This is a genomic window from Streptomyces sp. NBC_01537 (genome assembly GCF_045040445.1).
In the GTDB taxonomy this organism is placed as follows: Bacteria; Actinomycetota; Actinomycetes; order Streptomycetales; family Streptomycetaceae; genus Actinacidiphila.
Window position 1 is genome coordinate 713988 of record NZ_CP109392.1, and the last position, 19627, is coordinate 733614.

Here is a 19627-nt window from a genome sequence, read left to right on the forward strand (position 1 = left end):
GCGAGGCGTCCCAGTGCTCGACGACTACATGTTGATCATGTGGCCCGCCAGCCCATGGACGGCTTCCTTGACCGCTTCGCCCAGGGTGGGGTGGGCGTGGACGTTACGGGCGACCTCGTGGACCGTGAGGTCCCACTGCTGGGCCAGGGTCAGCTCGGGGAGCAGCTCGGTGACGTCCGGGCCGATGAGATGGGCTCCGAGGAGCTCGCCGTACTTGGCGTCGCTGATCAGCTTCACGAACCCGGTCGCATCGCCCAGGCCGTGGGCCTTGGCGTTCGCGGTGAACGGGAACTTGGCGACCTGGACGTCGAATCCCTTCTCCCTCGCCTGTGCCTCGGTGTAGCCGAAGCTGGCGATCTGCGGCTGGCAGTAGGTGGCGCGCGGGATCATCACGTAGTCCAGTTCCATGGTCTCGGCGTCCGCGAGCGTCTCGGCGGCGATCACGCCCATGGCCTCGGCGGCGTGCGCGAGCATCAGCTTCGCGGTGACGTCGCCGATGGCGTAGATGTGCGGGACCGAGGTGCGGCAGCGGCCGTCGACGTCGATCGCGCCGCGCTCGGTGACGCGTACGCCGGTGTTCTCCAGGCCGTAGCCGGTGACGTTCGGCGCGAAGCCGATCGCCTGCAGGACCTTGTCGGCCTCCAGAACCTGCTGGGTGCCGTCCTTGCCCGTGACCGTGACGCGGACCTGCGGACCGGACTCGTCGATCGACTCGACGCGCGTCGAGGTGAGGACGTCGATGCCCAGCTTGCGGTACTGCTTGGCCAGTTCGGCGGAGACCTCGGCGTCCTCCAGCGGGGCGACGCGGTCCAGGAACTCGACGACGGTGACCTTCACGCCGTAGTTGTTCAGGACGTAGGCGAACTCGATGCCGATGGCCCCGGCGCCCGCGATCACGATCGACTGCGGCAGGTCCTCGGCGAGGATCTGCTCCTCGAACGTCACCACGCGCGACGTGCGGCGGGTGCCGGGCAGCAGCTTGGGGGTCGCCCCAGCGGCGATGATGCAGTGGTCGAAGCCGATGGTGCGGGTGTTGCCCTCGTAGTCGGCCACCTGGAGCGTGTTCGGGTCGAGGAACGTGCCGCGACCGCTGATTTCGGTGATCTTGTTCTTCTTCATCAGGTAGTGGACGCCCTTGACCCGGCCGTCCGCGACCTTCCGACTGCGGCGGAAGGCCTCCCCATAGTCGAAGGAGACCTGCCCCTCGACCTTGATGCCGAAGGTCTTCGCCTCGCGGGTGAAGATGTGCGCGAGCTCCGCGTTGCGGAGCAGCGCCTTGGTGGGGATGCAGCCCACGTTCAGGCAGACACCGCCCCAGTACTTCTCCTCCACCACCGCGACGCTTTTGCCCAGCTGGGCGGCCCGGATGGCGGCTACGTACCCGCCGGGGCCCGCGCCGAGTACGACGACGTCGAATCGCTCACCCTGCTCGTCCATGGACGGTTCCTTTCCGCTGGGGCGGCCGGCTCCCCGTGAGGGGCCGGCTCGCTCCCGATCGAACTACCTGTTCATCAACCCAACAGCGGTGGCTTCCGCCACCGCCCGTTTCAGCGTCCCGATGCCGTGATCTGTACCCGTGCAGCCGATCACCGACGGCGGCCGACGCCTCGTCGACTTCGTGTACTCCGGCCTCGGCGGCGCCGAGCCCGAGGGTGTCGAGCCCGAAGGCCGCGACCGGGCCGTGCGCACCGGGCCTGAGGACTGCGTCCGGCGCCGCCGCATAAACGGCGCCCCACGCCAGGAGGGATCCCGTCATCTCGTACGGATCGGGTCCGGTGAGGACCGTCCTTGCCAGCTGCCGGCCCGAGTCGTCGCGGGCGACGGCGATCACCGGGGAACGGCCGTCGCTGTCCGGCTCGCGCCGCGATCCCGGGAGTTGCCCGGACAGCCGCCTCGCCGCGGCCCGCACCTTCGCCGACCGCACCAGGGGCGCCTGGAGCGTGGCGGCGATCTGTACCGGCCGCGTCCACCGCCCGAGCCATCCCAGGCCCACCTCGACGCTCTCCAGCTGGGGAAAGACTTCCGGCAGCCCGAGATGTTCCGAGCCCGGGACGCTCATGGCCGCACGCTTCACATCGGCGTAGCGGAACGTGCGGACACGCTTGGCGGCACGCTCGTCGACCAGACCGGAAGGAGCCCCGGGGCGTGAGGGGCGGTAGGCGAACCCGTCCTCGGCCGCCGCGCCTACCAGCGTCTGCCGCGTTCCCCCTGTGGTCAGGGTGTAGGCGTCGCGCAGGGTGCTCCGGTAGAGCAGTTCGTCCCCGTGTCCCGAACGGGTGACGAAGTAGCCGATCTCGACATGACGTGCCCGCTCGCCCGCTCTTGTCAGGGCGAGCGCGCCGGCGAGGTTGCCCGGCACATAGTCGTAGCCGAACGCGGGCACGAGGGTCGCTCCCCGGGCGGTCGCGACGGAGTCCAGCTCGAAGACCCGCCGAACGAAGGTCCCCTCGCCCGTGGAGTCGAGGTAGTGAGCCCCCGCCCGCGCCGCCGCCGTGACCGTCGCCGTACCGAGCTGCATGAACGGCCCCACCGTGGAGACGACCACATCGCTGGGCTCCAGGAGTCGCGAGAGGTCGGTGGCCGAGGTGACGTCCACCTCGGTCACCGGGAGGTCCGTCTCGAAGCGGTCGGCCACGGCCAGCATCCTGGCGCGGTCACGCCCGGCCAGGCTCGGCTGCGCGCCCCGTGCCAGGAGTTCCCGGAGCACCCGCTGCCCGGTGTACCCCGTCGCGCCCAGCAACACGATCCTGCGACCTTCCACGACTGCGCCTTCCAGGTGGGTTGTCATGGCGTCCAATGGGTGACCTCAAGTCATTCACTGACCTCAGGTCACTGAATATACGATGGTGGACATGAGTAGGCCAAACCGACGGCAGATGTACGCGGAGCAGACCCGGGCGGATCTGACGACGGCCGCCCGCAAGCTGTTCATGGAGAACGGATTCGCCGACACGTCGGTCGAGGCCATCACCGGGGCGGCGATGGTGAGCAAGGGCACCTTCTACCACCACTTCCCGGACAAGAAGGCGATGTTCGCCGAGCTCTACACAGAGCTGATCCAGCAGGTCGCAGCCCTGGGGGACGCGACGGCGGAGGCGGTCGGCGGCACACCGGACGACCCCGCCATGGACGAGGTCCGCGCCCTCGCGCTCGCCTTCCTGCGGCGGACCATCGACGACCCGCTGCACCGCGAACTGATGGCCCAGGCGCCTTCGGTCCTGGGCGATCAGTACCGGCACATCAACGAGACGGTCGCCCAGCCGCCGATCGAACGGCTGCTCACCGTCATGGCCGGACGCGGCGACCTGAAGCCGGACGTGCCCGTCGCCACCACCGCCCGGCTGCTGCTGGCCGGCTTGTGCGAGGGCAACCACATCATCGCGACCGCCGCGGACCCGGAAGACGCACTGACCAGGACGGGTCGCGCACTCACGCTTTTGCTTTCCGGCCTGACGGCCGACGGCACCCCTCACTGACGTGCGACTGACAAAACGCCGGACGCCGACGACCTGCTCGCGCACAACGTCCCGGCAACACAGGTCGACTTCCATCCCGCCACGCACCTGGCAGTGTTGGTTGCCCTACCACTCCGGAACCACCAGCAACCCCGAGGGCGTCCTGCTCAACCATCAGAACCTGGTGGCCAACATGGCGCAGATCCGGCCGCTGCTCGCGATGAACGTCGGAGAGATGATCGTCAAGCTCTGAGTCCGCCTTCAGCGGACTGCACGAGGGGCCTGCCGTGCGCACGGCAGGCCCCTCCGTCTCTCCCCCTCCTGGCTCCCTCTCTTGCGATCACTGACCCAACCCTCTTAGTATTACGATCATCATCCAATAACCCACTGCAACAGGGAACTCTCCATGGACCTCTCCACCAGCACCGCCCTCGTCACCGGAGCCAACCGGGGCTTCGGCCGCGCCCTCGCCGCCGAACTGCTCAGCCGCGGCGCCACCGTCTACGCCGGCGCCCGCAACCCCGACCAGGTCGACCTGCCCGGCGCCAAGCCGATCGCGCTCGACATCACCGACCCCGCCTCCGTCGCGGCCGCCGCCGAGGCCACCGGCGACGTGACCATTCTGGTCAACAACGCCGGATCCTCCACCGGCGCCGACCTGCTGGCCGCCGACCTGGACGACATCCGCCTGGAGATGGACACCCACTACTTCGGCACCCTCTCCGTGGTCCGCGCCTTCGCACCCCAGATCGCGGCCAACGGCGGCGGGACGATCCTGAACATCCTCTCCGGCCTGTCCTGGGTCAGCTTCCCGGAATTCGGCGCCTACTGCGCCGCCAAGTCCGCCGAGTGGTCGCTCACCAACGCCCTGCGCCTGCAACTCGCCGACCAGGGCATCCGGGTCGGCGGACTGCACGTCGGCTACATGGACACCGACATGGTCCGGACCGTCGACGCGGCCAAGTCCGACCCCGCCGACATCGCCCGGATCGCCATCGACGGCATCGCCGCCGACGCCTACGAGATCCTCGCCGACAACGCCGCCCGCCAGGCGCAGGCCGCCCTGGCCGGAGGCGTCTCCGTGCTCTACCCGCAGCTCCCCTGAGGTTCGGCCGCCCGGGAATCCGCATCCACTGATCAATCACCACGCACGTCTGCCAAGGGAACGCCATGAAAGAGCACAGCAAGCGAACGGCTCGGGGCGGCAGCGCCGTCTGGGCCGTGGTCATCACCAGCATGGCCGGATTCATCACCGCGCTCGACAACCTGATCGTCACCACCGCCCTGCCCTCGATCCGCGAGGACCTCGGCGGCGGCCTGGAAGACCTCGAATGGACGGTGAGCGCCTACACCCTCACCTTCGCGGTCCTGCTCATGTTCGGCGCTTCCCTCGGCGACCGCTTCGGCCGCCGAAAACTGTTCGCCACCGGGCTCGGGATCTTCACCACAGCCTCGGCCGCCGCCGCACTCGCACCCGGCATGAGCGAACTGATCGCCGCCCGTGCCGCACAGGGAGTCGGGGCCGCGATCGTGACGCCGCTGACGCTCACCCTGCTGTCGGCCGCCGTTCCCGCCGAACGGCGCGGCGCGGCCCTGGGTGTCTGGGGCGCGGCCAGCGGCATCGCCGTCGCCACCGGACCGCTCATCGGCGGCACGCTCACCGAACACTTCTCCTGGCAGTGGATCTTCTGGGTGAACGTCCCCCTCGGCCTGGCGCTGATCCCTCTCGCCCTGCTGCGGCTGAACGAGAGCCACGGCCCGAACCCGAGCCTGGACCTCGTCGGAACAGTCCTGGCCAGCGGCGGTCTGTTCGGCATCGTCTACGCCCTGGTGCGCGGCAACACCGACGGCTGGACCAGCACCACGGTGCTGGGCGGCTTCATCGCCGGTACCGCCCTGCTCGTCGGCTTCGTCCTCTACGAACTGCGCGCCAAGCACCCGATGCTGCCGATGCGGCTCTTCCGCCACCGCTCCTTCAGCGCCATCAACGCCGCCAGCCTCCTGATGTTGCTGGGCATGTTCGGGTCGATCTTCCTGCTCAGCCAGTACCTGCAGACCGTCGGCGGCTACTCACCGATGCAAGCCGGCGTACGGATGCTGCCCTGGACCGCCATGCCCATGATCGCCGGACCACTGGCAGGGGCGCTTTCCGACCGCATCGGCGGCGCTCCCGTCGTCACGGCGGGCATGGCCCTGAACGCCGTCGGCCTCGGGCTCTGGGCACTCACCGTCGAGCCGCACGTCGCCTACACCCACCTGCTGCCCGCGCTGATCGTCTGCGGCATCGGCCTGGGCATGTTCTTCGCTCCCAGCGCCAACCTGGTCATGAGCACCGTCCGCCCCGACGAGCAGGGCATCGCCTCCGGCGCCAACAACGCCATCCGCGAGGTCGGCGGCGCCATCGGCGTCGCAACGCTGGCAGCGGTCTTCTCCGCCCAGGGCGGCTACGGATCCGCGTCACAGTTCGTGGACGGGCTGGTCCCGGCGCTCTGGGTCGGGGCCGGGGCGGTCGCCCTGGCAGCGGCTGTGGCGTTGCTGATGCCCCGGCAGCGCAAGGCGGACGGCCCGACTGCCAGCCTTGCCGCCGGAGATGCTCTGGCCGGCACCCCAGTCGCGGCCTGAAGCCCGGACCGAGGGGCGGCCCTGCCGGTTACGGCGGGGCCGCCCCTCAGCCTGACCTGCCTTCCAGGCTAGTTCGCCGTGCGGGGTCATCACACCGGGGTCGAGGGCCCCTCGGACAGCGCGCCCCTCGGGCCGGCGCTCGACCGGCTGACGGGCACCGCTTCCGTCACCGTGGGGTGGTTCACCGGCTCGTCTCGCCGGCCAGGAAAGGCCTCAGATGCGCCAACAGCGCCTCCGGTTGCTCCTCCGGGATGAAGTGGCCGCACTCCGGGATCTCGGCACCGGTTACGTCGTCCGCGTAGTCACGCCAGATCTCCAGTGTCGGCAGGCGGGCAGGCAGCCCCACGGAACCCCACAGCGCCAGCAGCGGCATGGTGAGGCGGCGGCCTTCGGCGGCGGCGATGTCGTCGAGCGCGGTGTCCTCCTCCATGGCGCGGTAGTCGTCGAGGCTCGCACGCAGCGCACCCGGGCGGGAGAACGCACGGACGTAGCCGTCGACTGCGTCGACTGTGAGGCCGTGGCGGTTGTAGGTCCACCGCTCGAAGAAGTACTCGAGGTACCCGCGGATGTCGCGTCCCACGAGGCGCTCGGGCAGATCGGGCTGCATGTGGAACAGCCAGTGCCAGTACCCGGAGGCGAGGGACGCGTCCAGGCGGCGGAACATCTCCCGGGTGGGAATGATGTCGAGCACGGCCAGCCGCTCCACCTGATCCGGGCGGTCCAGCGCCCAGCGGTGCCCCACGCGAGCGCCGCGGTCGTGGCCCACGACCAGGGCCCGCTCGAAGCCGAGCGCCTCGACGAGGCCTGCCATGTCGGCGGCCATACGCCGCTTGTCGTAACCAGTGGTGGGCTTGTCGCTCAGGCCGTATCCGCGCAGGTCCGGCGCCACAACGGTGTAGTCAGCGCCGAGATCCGCCAGTACCGGCCGCCAGCAGTCGGAGGTCTGCGGCCAGCCGTGGAGCAGGACCAGCAGAGGTCCGGACCCGGCTCGGACGTAGTGCAGACCGACCCCGTCCACCTGCGTCACTCCGGTCATCGCTGTCGGCTGTCCCATGGATGCGCCTCCCTGACACGAGCTAACCGTCTTAGACGGTTAAGGTAGCGGGCAGAATGGAGACGTGGCAACGGACGACATGTGGATCTGGGATGGCGGGCGGGTCTGCCTGGACTTCGCCAACACCCTCCGAAGCCGGTGGAGAACCACTCCGGAGGAGACACTCCGGGGACCGGACGACCTGACGGGCTGGCTCCAGGAAGCCCTTCTGCTCGCACCGGGGACCACCGGTCCCACCACGCCAGCCGTTCTCAGGTCCGCCCGACGGCTGCGCGAGACCGTCGACCGGGCCGTACTGGCGGTCGCCGACGGCCGACTGCCCACATCCGGCGACGTGACGCTGCTCAACCGATCGGCAGCGGCGGCCCCCAGACCCGCCCTGCAACTCGTCATCACCCACGACCGCCTGGAACCCGTCGGCACCACGACCCTCGCCGCCGACCCCACACTCGCGCTGGCGCTCATCGCCCAGGACGCCGTCGACCTGCTTCTTTCCGCCGAGATCCGGCGCGTACGCGTCTGCGGAGCGGACCGCTGCGCACTGCGCTTCCTGGACCGCTCCCCCGCCCGCAACCGCCGTTGGTGCTCCATGTCCCGCTGCGGAAACCGCACCAAGGTCCGCCTCCATCAGGCGCGTACACGGCAGAACGGCTGACGGAGGAGTCTTCAGCTCACTCGGGCGACCTCATACCAAAGGCCGGGCCGGGGACGCTCTCGATGTCTTCCGCCTGCACGGCGTGGCCCCGTTCGCAGCGGATCTGGGCGTCGACGCGCGCGCCGCACTCGCGGGTGTCGCGCCAGTACGGCCGGCCCTCGGGGTCGGCGCGGTAACGGTCACCCCACTGCAGCAGCCACATCACGGTCGGTACCAGATCCATACCCTTGGGGGTGATCGCATACTTCGGCCGACTCCGCGAACCGGGCACCTTGTACGTCTCGGTCGCCAGGATCCCTTCCTCCACCAGCATCCGTAGCCGCGTCGCCAGAAGGTTACGAGGACAGTCCAGGACACGTTCGAAGTCACCGAACCGGGACCACCTGTCATCCGCAGCGCGAGCGGCGTATTGCCACATGCCTTCTTGTGGACAAGCCGTTTCAGGTTGTATCTGGGACTTCGCCCCGGTGGTCCCTGACCCCTGGCGCCGAACCGGCACCTGGCCGGCTGAAGATGCTCCGCAGTCATCCCGCCCACGGAACTTACCCGTTGCGCACCCCCGGCCCTTCCCACCGGTTCAGAAACGGGCGTTGTGGCGGTGGCGGTATCACCGGCAAGGCGAACGGCCCCCGCGCCGGAACCTTGGCGGAGAGCCGCCGACGGAAGGGCGGAGCCGGCCAGGCCTCGCTCTTCCGTCGGCGGATAGTCAGGCCGGGCGTAGCGAGCCGGGATCACCGGTTTTGACATCCCCGACGTAAAAAACAGGTCACCGACTGAAGCGATCAGTTGTGCTGCTCGGCATCCAGCAGTGCGAGGGCGTTGTGGATGCCCTGTTCGAGGAGTTGGTCGGCGAGTTGCCGGTCGGTCAGGGCGCGGGAGAGCTGCAGAGTCCCGGCCATCATGCCGAGGAGGCCAAGTGCCTTCAGACGCGCGGAGGGCGGGTCGTGGGGTGCCAGGCGGGCGGCGAAGCCGTCGATGAGGACCAGTGCGCCGTCGGTGTACGCCTGCCTGGTGGGATCCGTGGCGCGTCCGATCTCGTCGAGCAGGGCGGCGTTGGGGCAGCCGTCCTCGATGTTGTCGCGCTGCTCGGGGGAGAAGTACCAGCGAATCATCTGCTCGAGTCCGGCACGGCCGGGTGCTGCCTGCGCGACGATGTTCGCGTGCTGTGCGCGCATCTGGTCCGCGACGGCGGTGGCGACGAGTTCGTCCTTGGATGTGAAGTAGGCGTAGAAGGTGCCGTTGGTCAGGCCCGCGTCCTTCATGAGCGTCGCGACTCCGGAGCCGTCGATGCCGTTGCGCTTGAGCCGGCGGCCGGCCGTCGCGATGATCCGCTGCCTTGTCTCCTGCTTGTGTTCTTTCGTGTACCGCACTATGCGTTCCTCCATCGCAGCCGGGGCTTGCGCCCCGGCTGCCGCTGGTCAGGTCAGTGTGCCGCGCCTGCAAGGAGAGCAGGGAAGTTGATCCTGGCGGTCTGCAGTTTCGGGTCGTGGGGCTCGGGGACCCCGCCGTCGGTGATGTACAGCCGGTTGCCGCGGACCGCGGTCGCGGAGGGCGAGGCGAGACCGTCCGCGCTGGTCAGGACAGCCTTGTAGGTGCCGTTCGGGTAGATCACCACGACCCTGTCCGGGCCGTTGTTCGAGGAGGAGCCGTTCTGCGCCGCGAACACCACATCGGAGCGGGGGGTCAGGAAGCTGAGGTCGTCGATGTTGGGCAGGCCGCCCGCGACCAGGCGGATGGGGCCGGCCGCGCCGGTGCCGGTGACCGGTACCCGCAGCAGTGTTCCCTTGTTGAAGTTGCTGACCCACAGAGCGCCGTTGTGGAACCTGAGCCCGTTGGCGCCGATCGGCAGGGCTTCGGTGGGCACCGGTGCGAGAGCGGCGTCGGTCAGCCACGGGGTCGCCGGTCCGCCCGAGACCGGGACGGACCAGATGATGCCCTTGAGGCTGTCCGCGATGTAGAGGGTGTGTCCGGCCGCATCGATGGCCAGCCCGTTGGGGCCCGCGTCGGCGGGCAGCGCGGCGATGCGCTGAGCGGTACCGTCCGCACGCAGCGTGTACACGCCGTTCCTGGCCGCGTTGCCCGGGGCCCACACGCTGTAGTAGACGGTGCCATCATCGCCACGGGTGTTGCCGCTGATCGCCTCACCCACCTGCCCGGTGACCAGCACCGTGCGCTGTCCGGACGCGGAGATACGCATCAGCTCCGGCCCATGGGTGCGCTCGCACACCGCGCAACTGCCGAGCAGGGACAGGGTCACTGAGCCGTCGGGGTTGACGGTGATGTTCTCGGGGATCTCGCCGGCGGCGAAGTCGAACGTCGCCGCGGTCGTTACGTCGGTGACAACGGATCCGCGATACGAGTGTCCCGTCCCTGCGGACGCGGACGGCGCCGAGACCAGGACGGCCGCCGCCGCGGTGACCACCAGCGCGATGCCGACGTTCCTCTTCAGAAAACGCCGTGCGCCCCATGCACTGCGCCGGGCCGTTTGCTGACGTTGCTGCTGCATGACTCTCCTCGGCAAATCAACGAGTGACTGATCAATGGACTTTCGGAGACATCAGAGATCTCGGGTACGTCGGAGACATTCGGGCGGAATCGGCGCCCTTGAAGCCGGACCGGGATGTCAGGTGGGCAGGCGGTTGTTCTTGCGGATCTGCTTGTCGAACGCTCCGGCGGGGACGAGGCGACGCGCCGTGGTGACGCGTGAGGCCAGCGGGCCGGCGGCGTAGCGCAGCTTCGGCTTCTTGTCGGTGGCCGCGGTGACGATCACCTTGGCGACGACGGCGGGGTCGTCGCCGTCCTTCATCGCATCCGCGATCACCTCGTCGAAGACGCGCCGTCGCTCCGCGTACAGAGGCAGCGGGGTGTCGGGCTGAGCGGCGTTGGTGTCGAAGCTGGTCTTGGTGTAGGCGGGCTGGACGAGGAGGACCCGGACGCCGTGCTCGCGGACCTCGTGGTCCAGCGACTCGGAGTAGCCCTCGATGGCGTGCTTCGAGGCAACGTAGAGGGCCATGAAGGGCTGGGGGGCGACCCCGAGGACGGACGAGATGTTGATGACGCGTCCGCCACCCTGGGCGCGCATGTGCGGCAGGACGGCCTTCGTCATACGGATGACACCGAGGACGTTGATGTTCAGGACGCTCTGGGCCTGGGCGACCGAGTTCTCCTCGACGGCGCCCGCCGAGCCGATACCCGCGTTGTTGACCAGGACGTCGATGCGTCCGAACCGCTCGATCACCTCTGCGACCGCGGCGGTGGCCGAGTCGTCACTGGCCACGTCGAGATCGAGGTACGTCACACCGGCGGGCGGGGTGAGTCCGGAGGTCTTGCGGCCGGTTCCGATCACCTCGAAACCCGCCGCGACGAAGGCTCGGGCCGTCTCCTTGCCGATCCCCGATGAGGCCCCTGTAACAAGCGCCACCGGCCGAGTTGTCACCATCACGAACTCCCTTGGATTGAATTACATCCGTATGCCTTACGTTCGTACGACCATATGGTGGTTGTCGGTCGATGGCAAGGGGTCAGGTCCGGCGATCCGAGTAAAGATCCGGGAAACGTGGGGTGCGGTACGGGAAAGACCACGAGCGGACGACGAGCACTTGACCGAGACGGCCGGTCCTCGCATCACCCGCCGCACTCGTCGACGGCGGCCTCGGTGCCGTCCTCACGCACCACTGCGGACTTGGACACCCCAGAGCGGCACGCCGGCCGAGCCCTGTTTGTGGGGACGGTCCCGGTGGTTGAAGGTGGCCACCCCACTGGTCTCCGACATGCCGAAACCCTCCAGGATCGGGACGTCGAAGCGTTTCTCGAACTCGGTGAGCACCTCGACGGGCAGTGACGACCCGCCCGCTACCGCAACCCGCAGGTTGACTGTGATCTTCGCGAGGTCCTACCGGTCCGCATCCGGGCAGTCAAGGAGGTGACCCCTCGGGTGCCGGGGTTCTTCGTCGGGCGGTGCGGGTGGGGCAGTCGGATACCGGCGCTCACGCATCGGATTGTCGGCGGCGTTCCCGAACCGGCTCTCACTGAGGTCGACGGCGGCTACGCGCTCACCGCGGGAGACGAGTCCGAGCACCACTTCCCGCCCGATCCCGTTGCCGCCGCCGTGAGGACGAAAACCCTCTCCGCGATCTGCATGTCGGTCTGCCTTCACTTTTGGTCGGCCTCATTCGCGTCCCTGGCGGCCATCTTCTCGGCCAGGGCGGCTACGAGTCCGCTTTCCGGTTCGTGGACGGACTGATCCCGGCGCTCTGGTTCGGTGCCGGTGCGCTCGCCGTGGCGGCGGTGCTGGCGTACCTGGTGCCCAGCCGGTGCAAGACCGGTGACCCGGCTGCCGACCTGCCCCAGCGGATACTCCGGCCCACGCCCCAGCAGCCATCTGAGCTTCGCGCCACGCCCAGCGCGCCTCGTGCGCCCGCATCGTCGAGGACAATCGCCGACCCACTGTTCACCAATGTGCCGGCCAGTAATCCCAGCCCGCAGAGGGAGACACCGTCGGGCGGTTTGCTCACAGCGCCGGTAGCGGGAAGACCAGGGACATCTGGGCGCCCGTTTCCCGTGCCGGCGCCGGACTCATGGCCCGCACCGCGGTCCGGGTCCGGCCACCGGCGAAGACGAACACACGCAGCACCAGGAAACGCCCGATACCGGCGAGCCCGGCGGCGGTGAGGTAGACGACCTGCTCGTAGAGCACTCCGGCCAACGGCTGCACGACGTGCAGGAAGAGCACCGCGGTGGAGGTCACCACGTAGGCGGCCGCGGCAGACCCCGCGGACTGCCAGTGCTCGCGCCATCCGGCATGCCCTGCCCCGAAGGTGAAGCGTGCGTGGAGCTCCGTACTGAGAAGAGTCGAGGCGACGGTGATCAGAGCATTCGCCACAGCCCAGGGCATCAGTCCGGCGAGCCCGGCCACGGCAGTGCTGGACGCGACCCCGACACCGCCGCCGAACAGGACGAACCGGGCGAAGGAGGCGAGTGGACCGGGGGCGCCCTGGTTCCGTCGCGCCGCGGCCGTATCGGTGTCCGCCCTTTCCACACCCCGCGCCTCATCCGCCGCCCCCGGCGTCGCCTTCGGCAAGACCAGCGACTTCATGGGAAGTCCCTTTCGACTGAGAGCTGCTGCACACTCTTTTACATTACGACCGTATGACAATAAGCAGGGAGTCAACCCGTGGACAAGGGTCGGATGAGATTTGGGATTATGACCGTACTCACATGAGTGGCGGGGGAGCAGGTTCACCACGGCGCACGCGCAAGGTGCGACGACCGCTCCGCTGCTGCGAGGCCACCGGCCCGGGCATCACCCCTTCCCGCCGCTTCTCCACCGATGCCCCTCCACCCGCAACCTGCAGCAGCACGGGAACAGGGCTGCCGCCGAGCCGGGGAGACTCCGCTACCGACCGCTGCACGCAGCCGCCCGCGTCACGCCCTCACCCAACTCTCTTCGCCCCATCTGGCCACGGCGGCATGAGCAGGCGGACGCCTTCACCCATCTCACGCCGCCCACGAATGCTCCCTCATCTGGACGGCACGTCGCATGAAGGGCCGGACGAGGCATGACTTGGCCGGGTCAGCTGACCCGTAGCCGGCAGGAGGGGCCGTCAATGCCGACGAGTTCGGCCCCCGCAGGAGCCGGTCGAGCATCGCCGCGGCGACGGCGGCATCCCGAAAGGGCCGACGCAGTGGGCGATCCCGACGTTGGGGCAGGATCGCAGAGAGTTCACGTACCACTGGCTGATCACTTGGAAGAGGACGGAGGCGCCGTCCTCGGCAGCGGGCGGCAGCCGAGTTCGTCGATGATCAAGAGCTTGGGTCCGGCGAAGAAGCGCATCCGGGTCTTCCAGCAGCTTCGGCGGCGCAGGAGGTGCCCCCGGTGGCGTCGGCCGAGTCCCAGCCGGAGAGAGCCTGTCGACGTCGGTCTGTTCCCCCGAGAGCCACGGCCTGGGGCAAGGGATGTGCCGCGTCAGACGCGCTGTCCGGCGTCCAGCAGGGCGAGGGCGTTGTCGATCCCCTGATCGAGGAGCTCATTTGCGAGTTGACTGTCGGTCAAGGCGCGGGAAAGCTGCAGCGTCCCGGCCATCAGGCCGAGGAGGCTGAGCGCCTTCACACGTGCGGAGGACGGGGCGTCGGGCGCCATGCGGGCTGCAATGCCGTCGATGAGGACCAGCACGCCGTCGGTGTACGCCTGCCTGGTCGCGTCGGTGCAGCGCCCGATCTCGTCGAGCAGAGCAGCGTTGGGGCAGCCGTCGCCAAGGCTGTCGCGGTGCTGAGGCGACAGGTACCCCCGCACAATCTGCTCGAGTCCGGCACGGCCAGGCGCAGCCCGCGCGACGACGCTCTCGGCCTGTGCCGTCAATTGGTCGGCGATTGCCGTGGTGACGAGGTCATCTTTGGATTCGAAGTGCGCATAGAAGGCCCCATTGGTCAGCCCCGCGTCCTTCATGAGCGTCGAGACCCCGGAGCCGTCGATACCGTCTTGCTTGAACCGGCGGCCCGCCACCTCGATGATCCGCCGCCTCGTCTCCGACTTGTGCTCTTTTCCGTACCGCACCACAGCACACACTCCTTCGCCGGCCGGAAGGACCGGTTGCCCTTCACCGACATCGACAGTCTATGGTAGTGTGAACGTAATCTAAAGAGTCGACAGCCCGGGCGGTCAACCGCCTCGTCGCCAGTTGCCCTCTGCGGCAAAGACGGCGGGCGAGCGTGGGATTCACATCAGAGAGGGCGGGCACGGACCCAGTGCCTGAGCTCGCCCTCGTCGGCGAGGCTCATGGTGACGGCCGTCATCATGACGGCCTCGCCGACCATCCACAGGCGCGCCGGCACTCATCCCTGCCTGCAGAGTCACACCTGAGGGGCGGGCACCGGGAAGAGCATGCAGCTGCTGGTGGCGTGAGCGAGCAGTCGGCCCTTCGCGTCGACCAACTGGGCCTGGGCCAGGGCGGTTTGGCGGCCCTTGTGGTGACCCGTCGCAGGAACTTCACCGTCAGGTCGAGCGAGGTGTACGCCATGCCCTGCGGGAGCGTGGACTGGACGGCGCAGCCCGCCGCCGAGTCGAGCAGGGTGGCGAAGATGCCGCCGTGCACGCTGCCGATCGGGTTGCAGTGCTTCTCCCCCCTCCCCCCGGCGTCAGCGAGAAGACCGCCCTGCCGGGCTCCACCTCGTCCAGGGCGAAGTCGACGGTGTGGCTGATCGACGCCCTCGGCAGCCGTCCCGCACACACCTCGCGGAGGAAGTCGAAACCGGCCATGCGCCCGGCGGCCTCCGCCGAGATCGCGGGATCGTCCCAGTGATACGAAACCCTCGCGCGCGACGTGCTTGTGGGAGAGCCCGTCACCTGACGCGCCGGTCGCCACCGACACCGTCGTACAGTCTTTGGTTGGGCGACAGCTCGGCTGCGGTCAGCTGCCGGCGCCGCATTCGGCGACAGTAGGGCGTCAGGTTGGGCGGGTCTCGGCATCCCGCCTGGCGGCTTTGCTCCTGTCCTCGGACGATGAGCCTTGAGGGTTCTGTCGGTCCAGGCTGAGGGCACTTTGTCCGGGCCGGGTCTACGGGCGATTTCCTTCAGGACGCGGTTCGGCCGTCCCGACCCTCGCCTGCCGGACCGGGACGAGGGCGCCGGCGTCGCGGACCTGAGCGCCGCCGCAGGCCATGTCGGCGTCCGTCCACCGTCCCGATCCGGCAGGCGCGCGGATCGTGCAACTGCCGCGCCCGTACCGCTAGGTCAGATCTTCGTCTTCTCGCGGACCCAGGCGCCGATCTGTGCGATGGCGGCGTCGGTCTCCGGAATCCGGCCGGCACCGTAGACGTAGGAGTGCTGGCCTCCGGGGACCACCACGGTCGCCGTGTCGATTCCGGCGTCCTTGACGCGGGCGGCGAACTCCTCGTCCTCGCCGGCCAGGACCTCGTACGTTCCCCAAGAGACGAGGGTCGGGGGCAGACCGCTCAGGTCCGCCCGGTTCAGATTGATCCTGGTGTCCGTGAACCCGATGCCCGTGCCGCCGATCCAGGACTCCCGGAAGAACTCCAGCAGTTCCTTGCTGAGAATCTTGTCCGTCCCGGCGTTGGTCGCGATGGTCTCGTTGGCGATCTCGAGGTCGCACCAGGGGGAGATCGACACGATGGCGCCGGGCAGCGGCTGCTTCTTGTCGCGGAGGCGAAGCGCCAGGGCGACCGCGATGAATCCGCCGATCGAGTGGCCGATCGTGATGATGTTTCCCGGCTCATACCCTGCGGACAGCAGCCAGTTGAAGGCCGCCTCCGCGTCGTCCACCTGAGCCGGGTACTTGTGTTCCGGTGCTCGCCGGAAGTCCAGGACCAGTACGGGGGCCCCTGCGGCCTTGGCGATATGGCCGGCGAGCTTTCGGTCGACGAATGCCGACGACAGGACGGAGCCCCCGGCGTGACCGTGCAGGAGGACGTAGTCGGTGTTGGCGTCGACCGGTTCGCACCAGATTCCCAGAACGCCACCCGCGTCCACCTCCCGATAGGTGACGCCTTCCGGCTCCCGGGCCGTGAGGTGGACGCTCTCTACCCGGGTGCGCGTCGCATCCAACTCGGACTCGGGAACCACCAGTCCGGCCATAAAGTCCGCGAATGCGATCGCTTCCGGGCTCAGTTCAACAGCAGCGTGCTCAGACACGTGGTACCTCCATGGGGGCCATTCGGGCATACCGGCCCGCAAGGACCGGTATCGCCGGGGGTTCGTCAGGCGGCGTGGGTGGGGTAGTCGGTGTAGCCGGCCTCGCCGCCGCCGTAGAAGGTGGCGGGGTCGGGGGTGTTGAGGGGCGCGCCGGTGCGTACGCGCTCGACCAGGTCGGGGTTGGCGAGGGCCATCGTGCCGACGGTGACGATGTCGGCGATGCCGTCTTCGATGTCCTTGGCGCGGGTGGCGAGGTCGGTGCCGGCCCGGTTGAGGACCAGCCTGGTCGGCCACAGCTTGCGGAGGGTGTGCAGGAGTTCGTCGTCGCCGCCGTGGGCGATGTGCAGGTAGGCGAGGTTGAGCGGGGCGAGAGCACGTACGAGGGCGGGGTACAGCTCTTGGGTGTCGCTCTCGGCGATGTCGTTGAAGGGGTTGCCGGGGGAGATCCGGATGCCGGTGCGGCTGGCGCCGATCTCGTCGGCCACGGCGGTGGCGACCTCGACGGCGAAGCGGATGCGGTTCTCGACGGATCCGCCGTAACTGTCGGTGCGCTGGTTGGTGTTGGTGGCGAGGAACTGGTGCAGGAGGTAGCCGTTGGCGCCGTGGATCTCGACGCCGTCGGCGCCGGCCTCGATGGCGGCTGCGGCGGCGCGGCGGAAGTCGTCGACCGTGGCGGTGACTTCTTCGGTGGACAGTTCGCGGGGCTCCGGCATTTCCTGGAGGCCGGACGCGGTGAACATGGTGCCCGCCGGCTGGACCGGGGAGGGGGCGACCGGCTGCCGGTGGTGGGGGGTGTTGTCGGGGTGGGACATCCGTCCGGCGTGCATGAGCTGGATGATGATGCGTCCGTCGGCCTTGTGTACGGCGTCGGTGACCTTGCGCCAGCTGGCGATGTGTTCCTCGGTGTAGATGCCGGGGGTGAGCGTGTAGCCCTGTCCGTCGGCGTTGGGCTGGGTGCCCTCGGTGATGATGAGGGCGTGCGAGGCGCGCTGGGCGTAGTACTCGGCATTCAGCTCGGTGGGCGCGCCGTTCGGCGTGGACCGGCTCCGGGTCAGGGGGGCCATGGCCAGCCGGTGCGGCAGGGAGATCTCCCCGGCGACGATCGGGTTCCACAGGGCGTTCAACATGGATGATTCCTCAAAATAAGGGGTGAGAGAGAGTGGGGTGGCGGGCTGCCGCGAGTAGCGCGTAGGTGGTGACCGGCCGGATGGCCTGGTGACCTTCCACCATGGAAGGCGGACTGCGTGGAGGGGCAGTCGACGGTGCGGACGGGCTTGCCGCGCACATGACCGCCGCCATTGCGGTGCTGGGCCCCGGCTGTTCGTCCGGGAGGGAGGACGACGAGCGCGTCGGTCCTCCCCCACGCCGGAGGACGCACCGGTCGTGTGCAGCAGCGGCCGTGCCGTTGTCACAAAGGGACTCCCGCGCCGGAGTCGGTGCGGCGGTCAGCCGCGGTAGCGACCAGCCGGGACCCGCTGCGACAGGTTCGGGACGAGCGTCTGACGCGCCTTCTCGAACGACTCCCAGTCGCTGATCTCCGGCAGGGACGGGATGGTGACGGGCTCCCCGGCGTCGAGACCGGCGAGCGCCGCGTCGACGGCGTCGTCCGCGCTCATGATCCACTCATCGGGGAACGCCCCGAGGTCGAGGCCGGAGCCGTCCCAGAACTCCGTGCGGACAGCGCCCGGCAGCACGGCCTGCACCGTGACCGGGCTCTCGGTGAGTTCCTGCTGCAGGGCCTGGGTGAACGTCAGCACATAGCTCTTGGTGCCGCTGTAGACGGCGCTGACGGGCAGGATGTTGAGAGCCAGGGCAGAGGAGATGTTCACCACGGTGCCGCGTCCGCGGGCCGTCAGGCCCGGCAGGACCGCGGTGGTCAGCCTGGTCAGCGAGGTCACGTTGAGGTTGATCAGCGCCTCGGAGGCCGCCGCATCGGAAGCTGCCAGCGGCGTGAACAGCGACCCGCCGGCGTTGTTGATCAGCACCTCGATGCTCTCGTCGGTCCGCAGACGCTCCTCCACCACGGCGATCTGCGCCGCATCGGTGAGGTCGGCGGTGACGACCTCCACTGCGCGGCCCGTGCGGCTGCGGATGTCCGACGCCAGCGTTTCCAGCCGCGCGGCGTTCCGGGCCACCAGGATCAGGTCGTAGCCCCGGTCGGCGAGCCGCTGCGCGTAAGCGGCGCCCAGGCCGGCGGACGCGCCGGTGACGACGGCGGTCTTGTTCTGCGTGGTCATGGGGTGGATCTCATTTCTGGTGGCGGGTGAGTAGCGGGCCAAAGCGTCGGTTCGATTTAGATTACGATAGATATCTAAAGCGGTCCAGTCAACGGTCCCGCGATGCCCGTCGGCCACCGCCCGCGGCCGGAGACTGCTCGACGTGCACGCGGGGCCACAGGGTCGGCAGCCCATCAGGAATCGCCGTCGGATCACCCCCGGCCACTTGGGGGCGAGCAGCGCGGTCTCCGGCTCGGCAGCCCCTCGGCTTGCCGCATACAGGCCCAGGCGCCCAGAGACGGGGCCCACTTGAGAATCAGCCGTACGGAACGAGGGCGCCGCGGCCGACCGCCTGGCACTTCGCATATGATAGATGTGCTTTACTATCTAACGTGGGCAGGTGACTGATGAGTCGCGTTTCGCAGGCACAAGCGATCGAAAACCGCAGGCGCGCGGTCGCCGCGGCCTCCCAGCTCTTCCGGGAACGCGGCGTGAACGGCATCAGCGTCGCCGATCTGATGAAGTCCATCGGGCTGACCACGGGCGGCTTCTACAAGCAGTTCCCCTCCAAGGAGGCCCTGATCGCCGAGGCGGCTCAAGCCGCTTTCGGGGACCTCGACCTACTCCTGGCGTCGTTCGACACGGCGCACGGCGATCACGCCACCGCGCGCGGCGCCCTGGTCGACTTCTATCTGTCGGCCGAGCACCGTGACCAGCCCGGCACCGGTTGCCCCACCGCCGGATTCGCAGGGGACATGGCTCGCGAGCCCACAGCCGGGGAGGTACGCGAAACGTACGCGGCCGGAGTCGAGGAATTCGCCGCGTGGATGTCCACCGACGCCAACGACGGCCTTCCCATGGTGGCCACCCTGGTCGGCGCGATCCTCCTTGCCCGGGCCACGGCGGGCACAGAACTGTCGGAGAAGATCCTGGAGTCGACCCACGAAGCCCTGACTGCACCACAGGGGCCTTGACCCG

General features: G+C 68.9%; 19 protein-coding genes and 1 pseudogene. 6 read left to right on the plus strand and 14 right to left on the minus strand.

Going from position 1 to position 19627, the window contains the following annotated elements; all coding sequences use genetic code 11:
- Window positions 1–24: 24 nt before the first annotated feature.
- Together lpdA and OG607_RS03590 are read right to left on the minus strand one after the other, a co-directional pair.
- A complete protein-coding gene (gene lpdA / locus OG607_RS03585) occupies window positions 25–1437 on the minus strand; it encodes a dihydrolipoyl dehydrogenase (protein WP_405718616.1) in 1413 nt (470 codons plus the stop codon).
- Entirely contained in the window at window positions 1421–2788 is a 1368-nt protein-coding gene (locus tag OG607_RS03590; RefSeq protein WP_405718618.1) for a saccharopine dehydrogenase NADP-binding domain-containing protein, read from the minus strand. The genes lpdA and OG607_RS03590 overlap by 17 nt, the downstream gene beginning before the upstream one ends.
- Window positions 2789–2852: 64 nt before the next feature.
- Between OG607_RS03590 and OG607_RS03595 the strand changes: the two genes are divergently transcribed.
- The 4 genes from OG607_RS03595 to OG607_RS03610 all read left to right on the plus strand — a co-directional run bounded on the left by OG607_RS03595 (window position 2853) and on the right by OG607_RS03610 (window position 6077).
- A complete protein-coding gene (locus OG607_RS03595) occupies window positions 2853–3476 on the plus strand; it encodes a TetR/AcrR family transcriptional regulator (protein WP_405718621.1) in 624 nt (207 codons plus the stop codon).
- Window positions 3477–3576: 100 nt separating this feature from the next.
- Window positions 3577–3708: a hypothetical protein gene (locus OG607_RS03600; protein ID WP_405718624.1), complete on the plus strand. Its 132-nt coding sequence runs from the start codon at window positions 3577–3579 to the stop codon at window positions 3706–3708.
- A 153-nt stretch (window positions 3709–3861) separates the two neighbouring features.
- A complete protein-coding gene (locus OG607_RS03605; RefSeq protein ID WP_405718627.1) occupies window positions 3862–4560 on the plus strand; it encodes an SDR family oxidoreductase in 699 nt (232 codons plus the stop codon).
- Window positions 4561–4625: 65 nt separating this feature from the next.
- On the plus strand, window positions 4626–6077 hold the full coding sequence (locus tag OG607_RS03610; RefSeq protein ID WP_405718630.1) for a DHA2 family efflux MFS transporter permease subunit: 1452 nt from the start codon (window positions 4626–4628) through the stop codon (window positions 6075–6077).
- Between the two features lie 181 nt (window positions 6078–6258).
- Here the strand turns inward: OG607_RS03610 and OG607_RS03615 are convergent, their stop codons facing one another.
- Window positions 6259–7131 carry an alpha/beta fold hydrolase gene (locus tag OG607_RS03615; protein ID WP_405718633.1) on the minus strand — a complete coding sequence of 291 codons (873 nt, stop codon included), beginning with the start codon at window positions 7129–7131 and terminating at the stop codon, window positions 6259–6261.
- Between the two features lie 64 nt (window positions 7132–7195).
- Here OG607_RS03615 and OG607_RS03620 point away from each other — a divergent pair, with 64 nt between their 5' ends.
- A complete protein-coding gene (locus OG607_RS03620; RefSeq protein WP_405718636.1) occupies window positions 7196–7786 on the plus strand; it encodes a CGNR zinc finger domain-containing protein in 591 nt (196 codons plus the stop codon).
- 16 nt (window positions 7787–7802) lie between these two features.
- Here OG607_RS03620 and OG607_RS03625 read toward each other — a convergent pair whose 3' ends face one another.
- The 11 genes and pseudogenes from OG607_RS03625 to OG607_RS03675 all read right to left on the minus strand — a co-directional run bounded on the left by OG607_RS03625 (window position 7803) and on the right by OG607_RS03675 (window position 18670).
- Window positions 7803–8204 carry a winged helix-turn-helix transcriptional regulator gene (locus OG607_RS03625; RefSeq protein ID WP_405718639.1) on the minus strand — a complete coding sequence of 134 codons (402 nt, stop codon included), beginning with the start codon at window positions 8202–8204 and terminating at the stop codon, window positions 7803–7805.
- 364 nt (window positions 8205–8568) lie between these two features.
- A complete protein-coding gene (locus OG607_RS03630; RefSeq protein ID WP_405736520.1) occupies window positions 8569–9159 on the minus strand; it encodes a TetR/AcrR family transcriptional regulator in 591 nt (196 codons plus the stop codon).
- A 50-nt stretch (window positions 9160–9209) separates the two neighbouring features.
- Window positions 9210–10292, minus strand: a complete 1083-nt coding sequence (locus tag OG607_RS03635) for an SMP-30/gluconolactonase/LRE family protein (RefSeq protein ID WP_405718642.1) — start codon at window positions 10290–10292, stop codon at window positions 9210–9212.
- Window positions 10293–10409: 117 nt separating this feature from the next.
- Window positions 10410–11225 (minus strand): oxidoreductase, encoded by an 816-nt coding sequence (locus tag OG607_RS03640; protein ID WP_405718644.1) that lies wholly within the window; start codon window positions 11223–11225, stop codon window positions 10410–10412.
- A gap of 225 nt (window positions 11226–11450) precedes the next feature.
- Window positions 11451–11666 carry an AMP-binding protein gene (locus tag OG607_RS03645; RefSeq protein WP_405736522.1) on the minus strand — a complete coding sequence of 72 codons (216 nt, stop codon included), beginning with the start codon at window positions 11664–11666 and terminating at the stop codon, window positions 11451–11453.
- Window positions 11667–12296: 630 nt separating this feature from the next.
- A complete protein-coding gene (locus OG607_RS03650; protein WP_405718647.1) occupies window positions 12297–12881 on the minus strand; it encodes a hypothetical protein in 585 nt (194 codons plus the stop codon).
- 870 nt (window positions 12882–13751) lie between these two features.
- Window positions 13752–14342, minus strand: coding sequence for a TetR/AcrR family transcriptional regulator (locus tag OG607_RS03655; protein WP_405718649.1), 591 nt, complete (start codon window positions 14340–14342; stop codon window positions 13752–13754).
- Window positions 14343–14635: 293 nt separating this feature from the next.
- A pseudogene (locus tag OG607_RS03660) lies at window positions 14636–15128 on the minus strand (PaaI family thioesterase).
- Between the two features lie 387 nt (window positions 15129–15515).
- Window positions 15516–16433 (minus strand): alpha/beta hydrolase, encoded by a 918-nt coding sequence (locus OG607_RS03665; protein ID WP_405718652.1) that lies wholly within the window; start codon window positions 16431–16433, stop codon window positions 15516–15518.
- A 65-nt stretch (window positions 16434–16498) separates the two neighbouring features.
- Window positions 16499–17560 carry an alkene reductase gene (locus OG607_RS03670; RefSeq protein ID WP_405718655.1) on the minus strand — a complete coding sequence of 354 codons (1062 nt, stop codon included), beginning with the start codon at window positions 17558–17560 and terminating at the stop codon, window positions 16499–16501.
- 318 nt (window positions 17561–17878) lie between these two features.
- Window positions 17879–18670, minus strand: coding sequence for an SDR family NAD(P)-dependent oxidoreductase (locus OG607_RS03675; RefSeq protein ID WP_405718657.1), 792 nt, complete (start codon window positions 18668–18670; stop codon window positions 17879–17881).
- A gap of 386 nt (window positions 18671–19056) precedes the next feature.
- Here OG607_RS03675 and OG607_RS03680 point away from each other — a divergent pair, with 386 nt between their 5' ends.
- Entirely contained in the window at window positions 19057–19623 is a 567-nt protein-coding gene (locus tag OG607_RS03680; RefSeq protein ID WP_405718660.1) for a TetR/AcrR family transcriptional regulator, read from the plus strand.
- Window positions 19624–19627 lie beyond the last annotated feature (4 nt).

Excerpts from the sequence above, each read along its gene's own strand:
- lpdA (WP_405718616.1), bottom strand. The coding sequence starts at position 1,437 with ATGGACGAGCAGGGTGAGCGATTCGACGTCGTCGTACTCGGCGCGGGC.
- OG607_RS03590 (WP_405718618.1), bottom strand. The coding sequence starts at position 2,788 with ATGACAACCCACCTGGAAGGCGCAGTCGTGGAAGGTCGCAGGATCGTG.
- OG607_RS03640 (WP_405718644.1), bottom strand. The coding sequence starts at position 11,225 with ATGGTGACAACTCGGCCGGTGGCGCTTGTTACAGGGGCCTCATCGGGG.
- OG607_RS03675 (WP_405718657.1), bottom strand. The coding sequence starts at position 18,670 with ATGACCACGCAGAACAAGACCGCCGTCGTCACCGGCGCGTCCGCCGGC.
- OG607_RS03595 (WP_405718621.1), top strand. The coding sequence starts at position 2,853 with ATGAGTAGGCCAAACCGACGGCAGATGTACGCGGAGCAGACCCGGGCG.
- OG607_RS03680 (WP_405718660.1), top strand. The coding sequence starts at position 19,057 with ATGAGTCGCGTTTCGCAGGCACAAGCGATCGAAAACCGCAGGCGCGCG.
- OG607_RS03650 (WP_405718647.1), bottom strand. The coding sequence starts at position 12,881 with ATGAAGTCGCTGGTCTTGCCGAAGGCGACGCCGGGGGCGGCGGATGAG.
- OG607_RS03635 (WP_405718642.1), bottom strand. The coding sequence starts at position 10,292 with ATGCAGCAGCAACGTCAGCAAACGGCCCGGCGCAGTGCATGGGGCGCA.
- OG607_RS03615 (WP_405718633.1), bottom strand. The coding sequence starts at position 7,131 with ATGGGACAGCCGACAGCGATGACCGGAGTGACGCAGGTGGACGGGGTC.
- OG607_RS03610 (WP_405718630.1), top strand. The coding sequence starts at position 4,626 with ATGAAAGAGCACAGCAAGCGAACGGCTCGGGGCGGCAGCGCCGTCTGG.
- OG607_RS03605 (WP_405718627.1), top strand. The coding sequence starts at position 3,862 with ATGGACCTCTCCACCAGCACCGCCCTCGTCACCGGAGCCAACCGGGGC.
- OG607_RS03670 (WP_405718655.1), bottom strand. The coding sequence starts at position 17,560 with ATGTTGAACGCCCTGTGGAACCCGATCGTCGCCGGGGAGATCTCCCTG.
- OG607_RS03625 (WP_405718639.1), bottom strand. The coding sequence starts at position 8,204 with ATGTGGCAATACGCCGCTCGCGCTGCGGATGACAGGTGGTCCCGGTTC.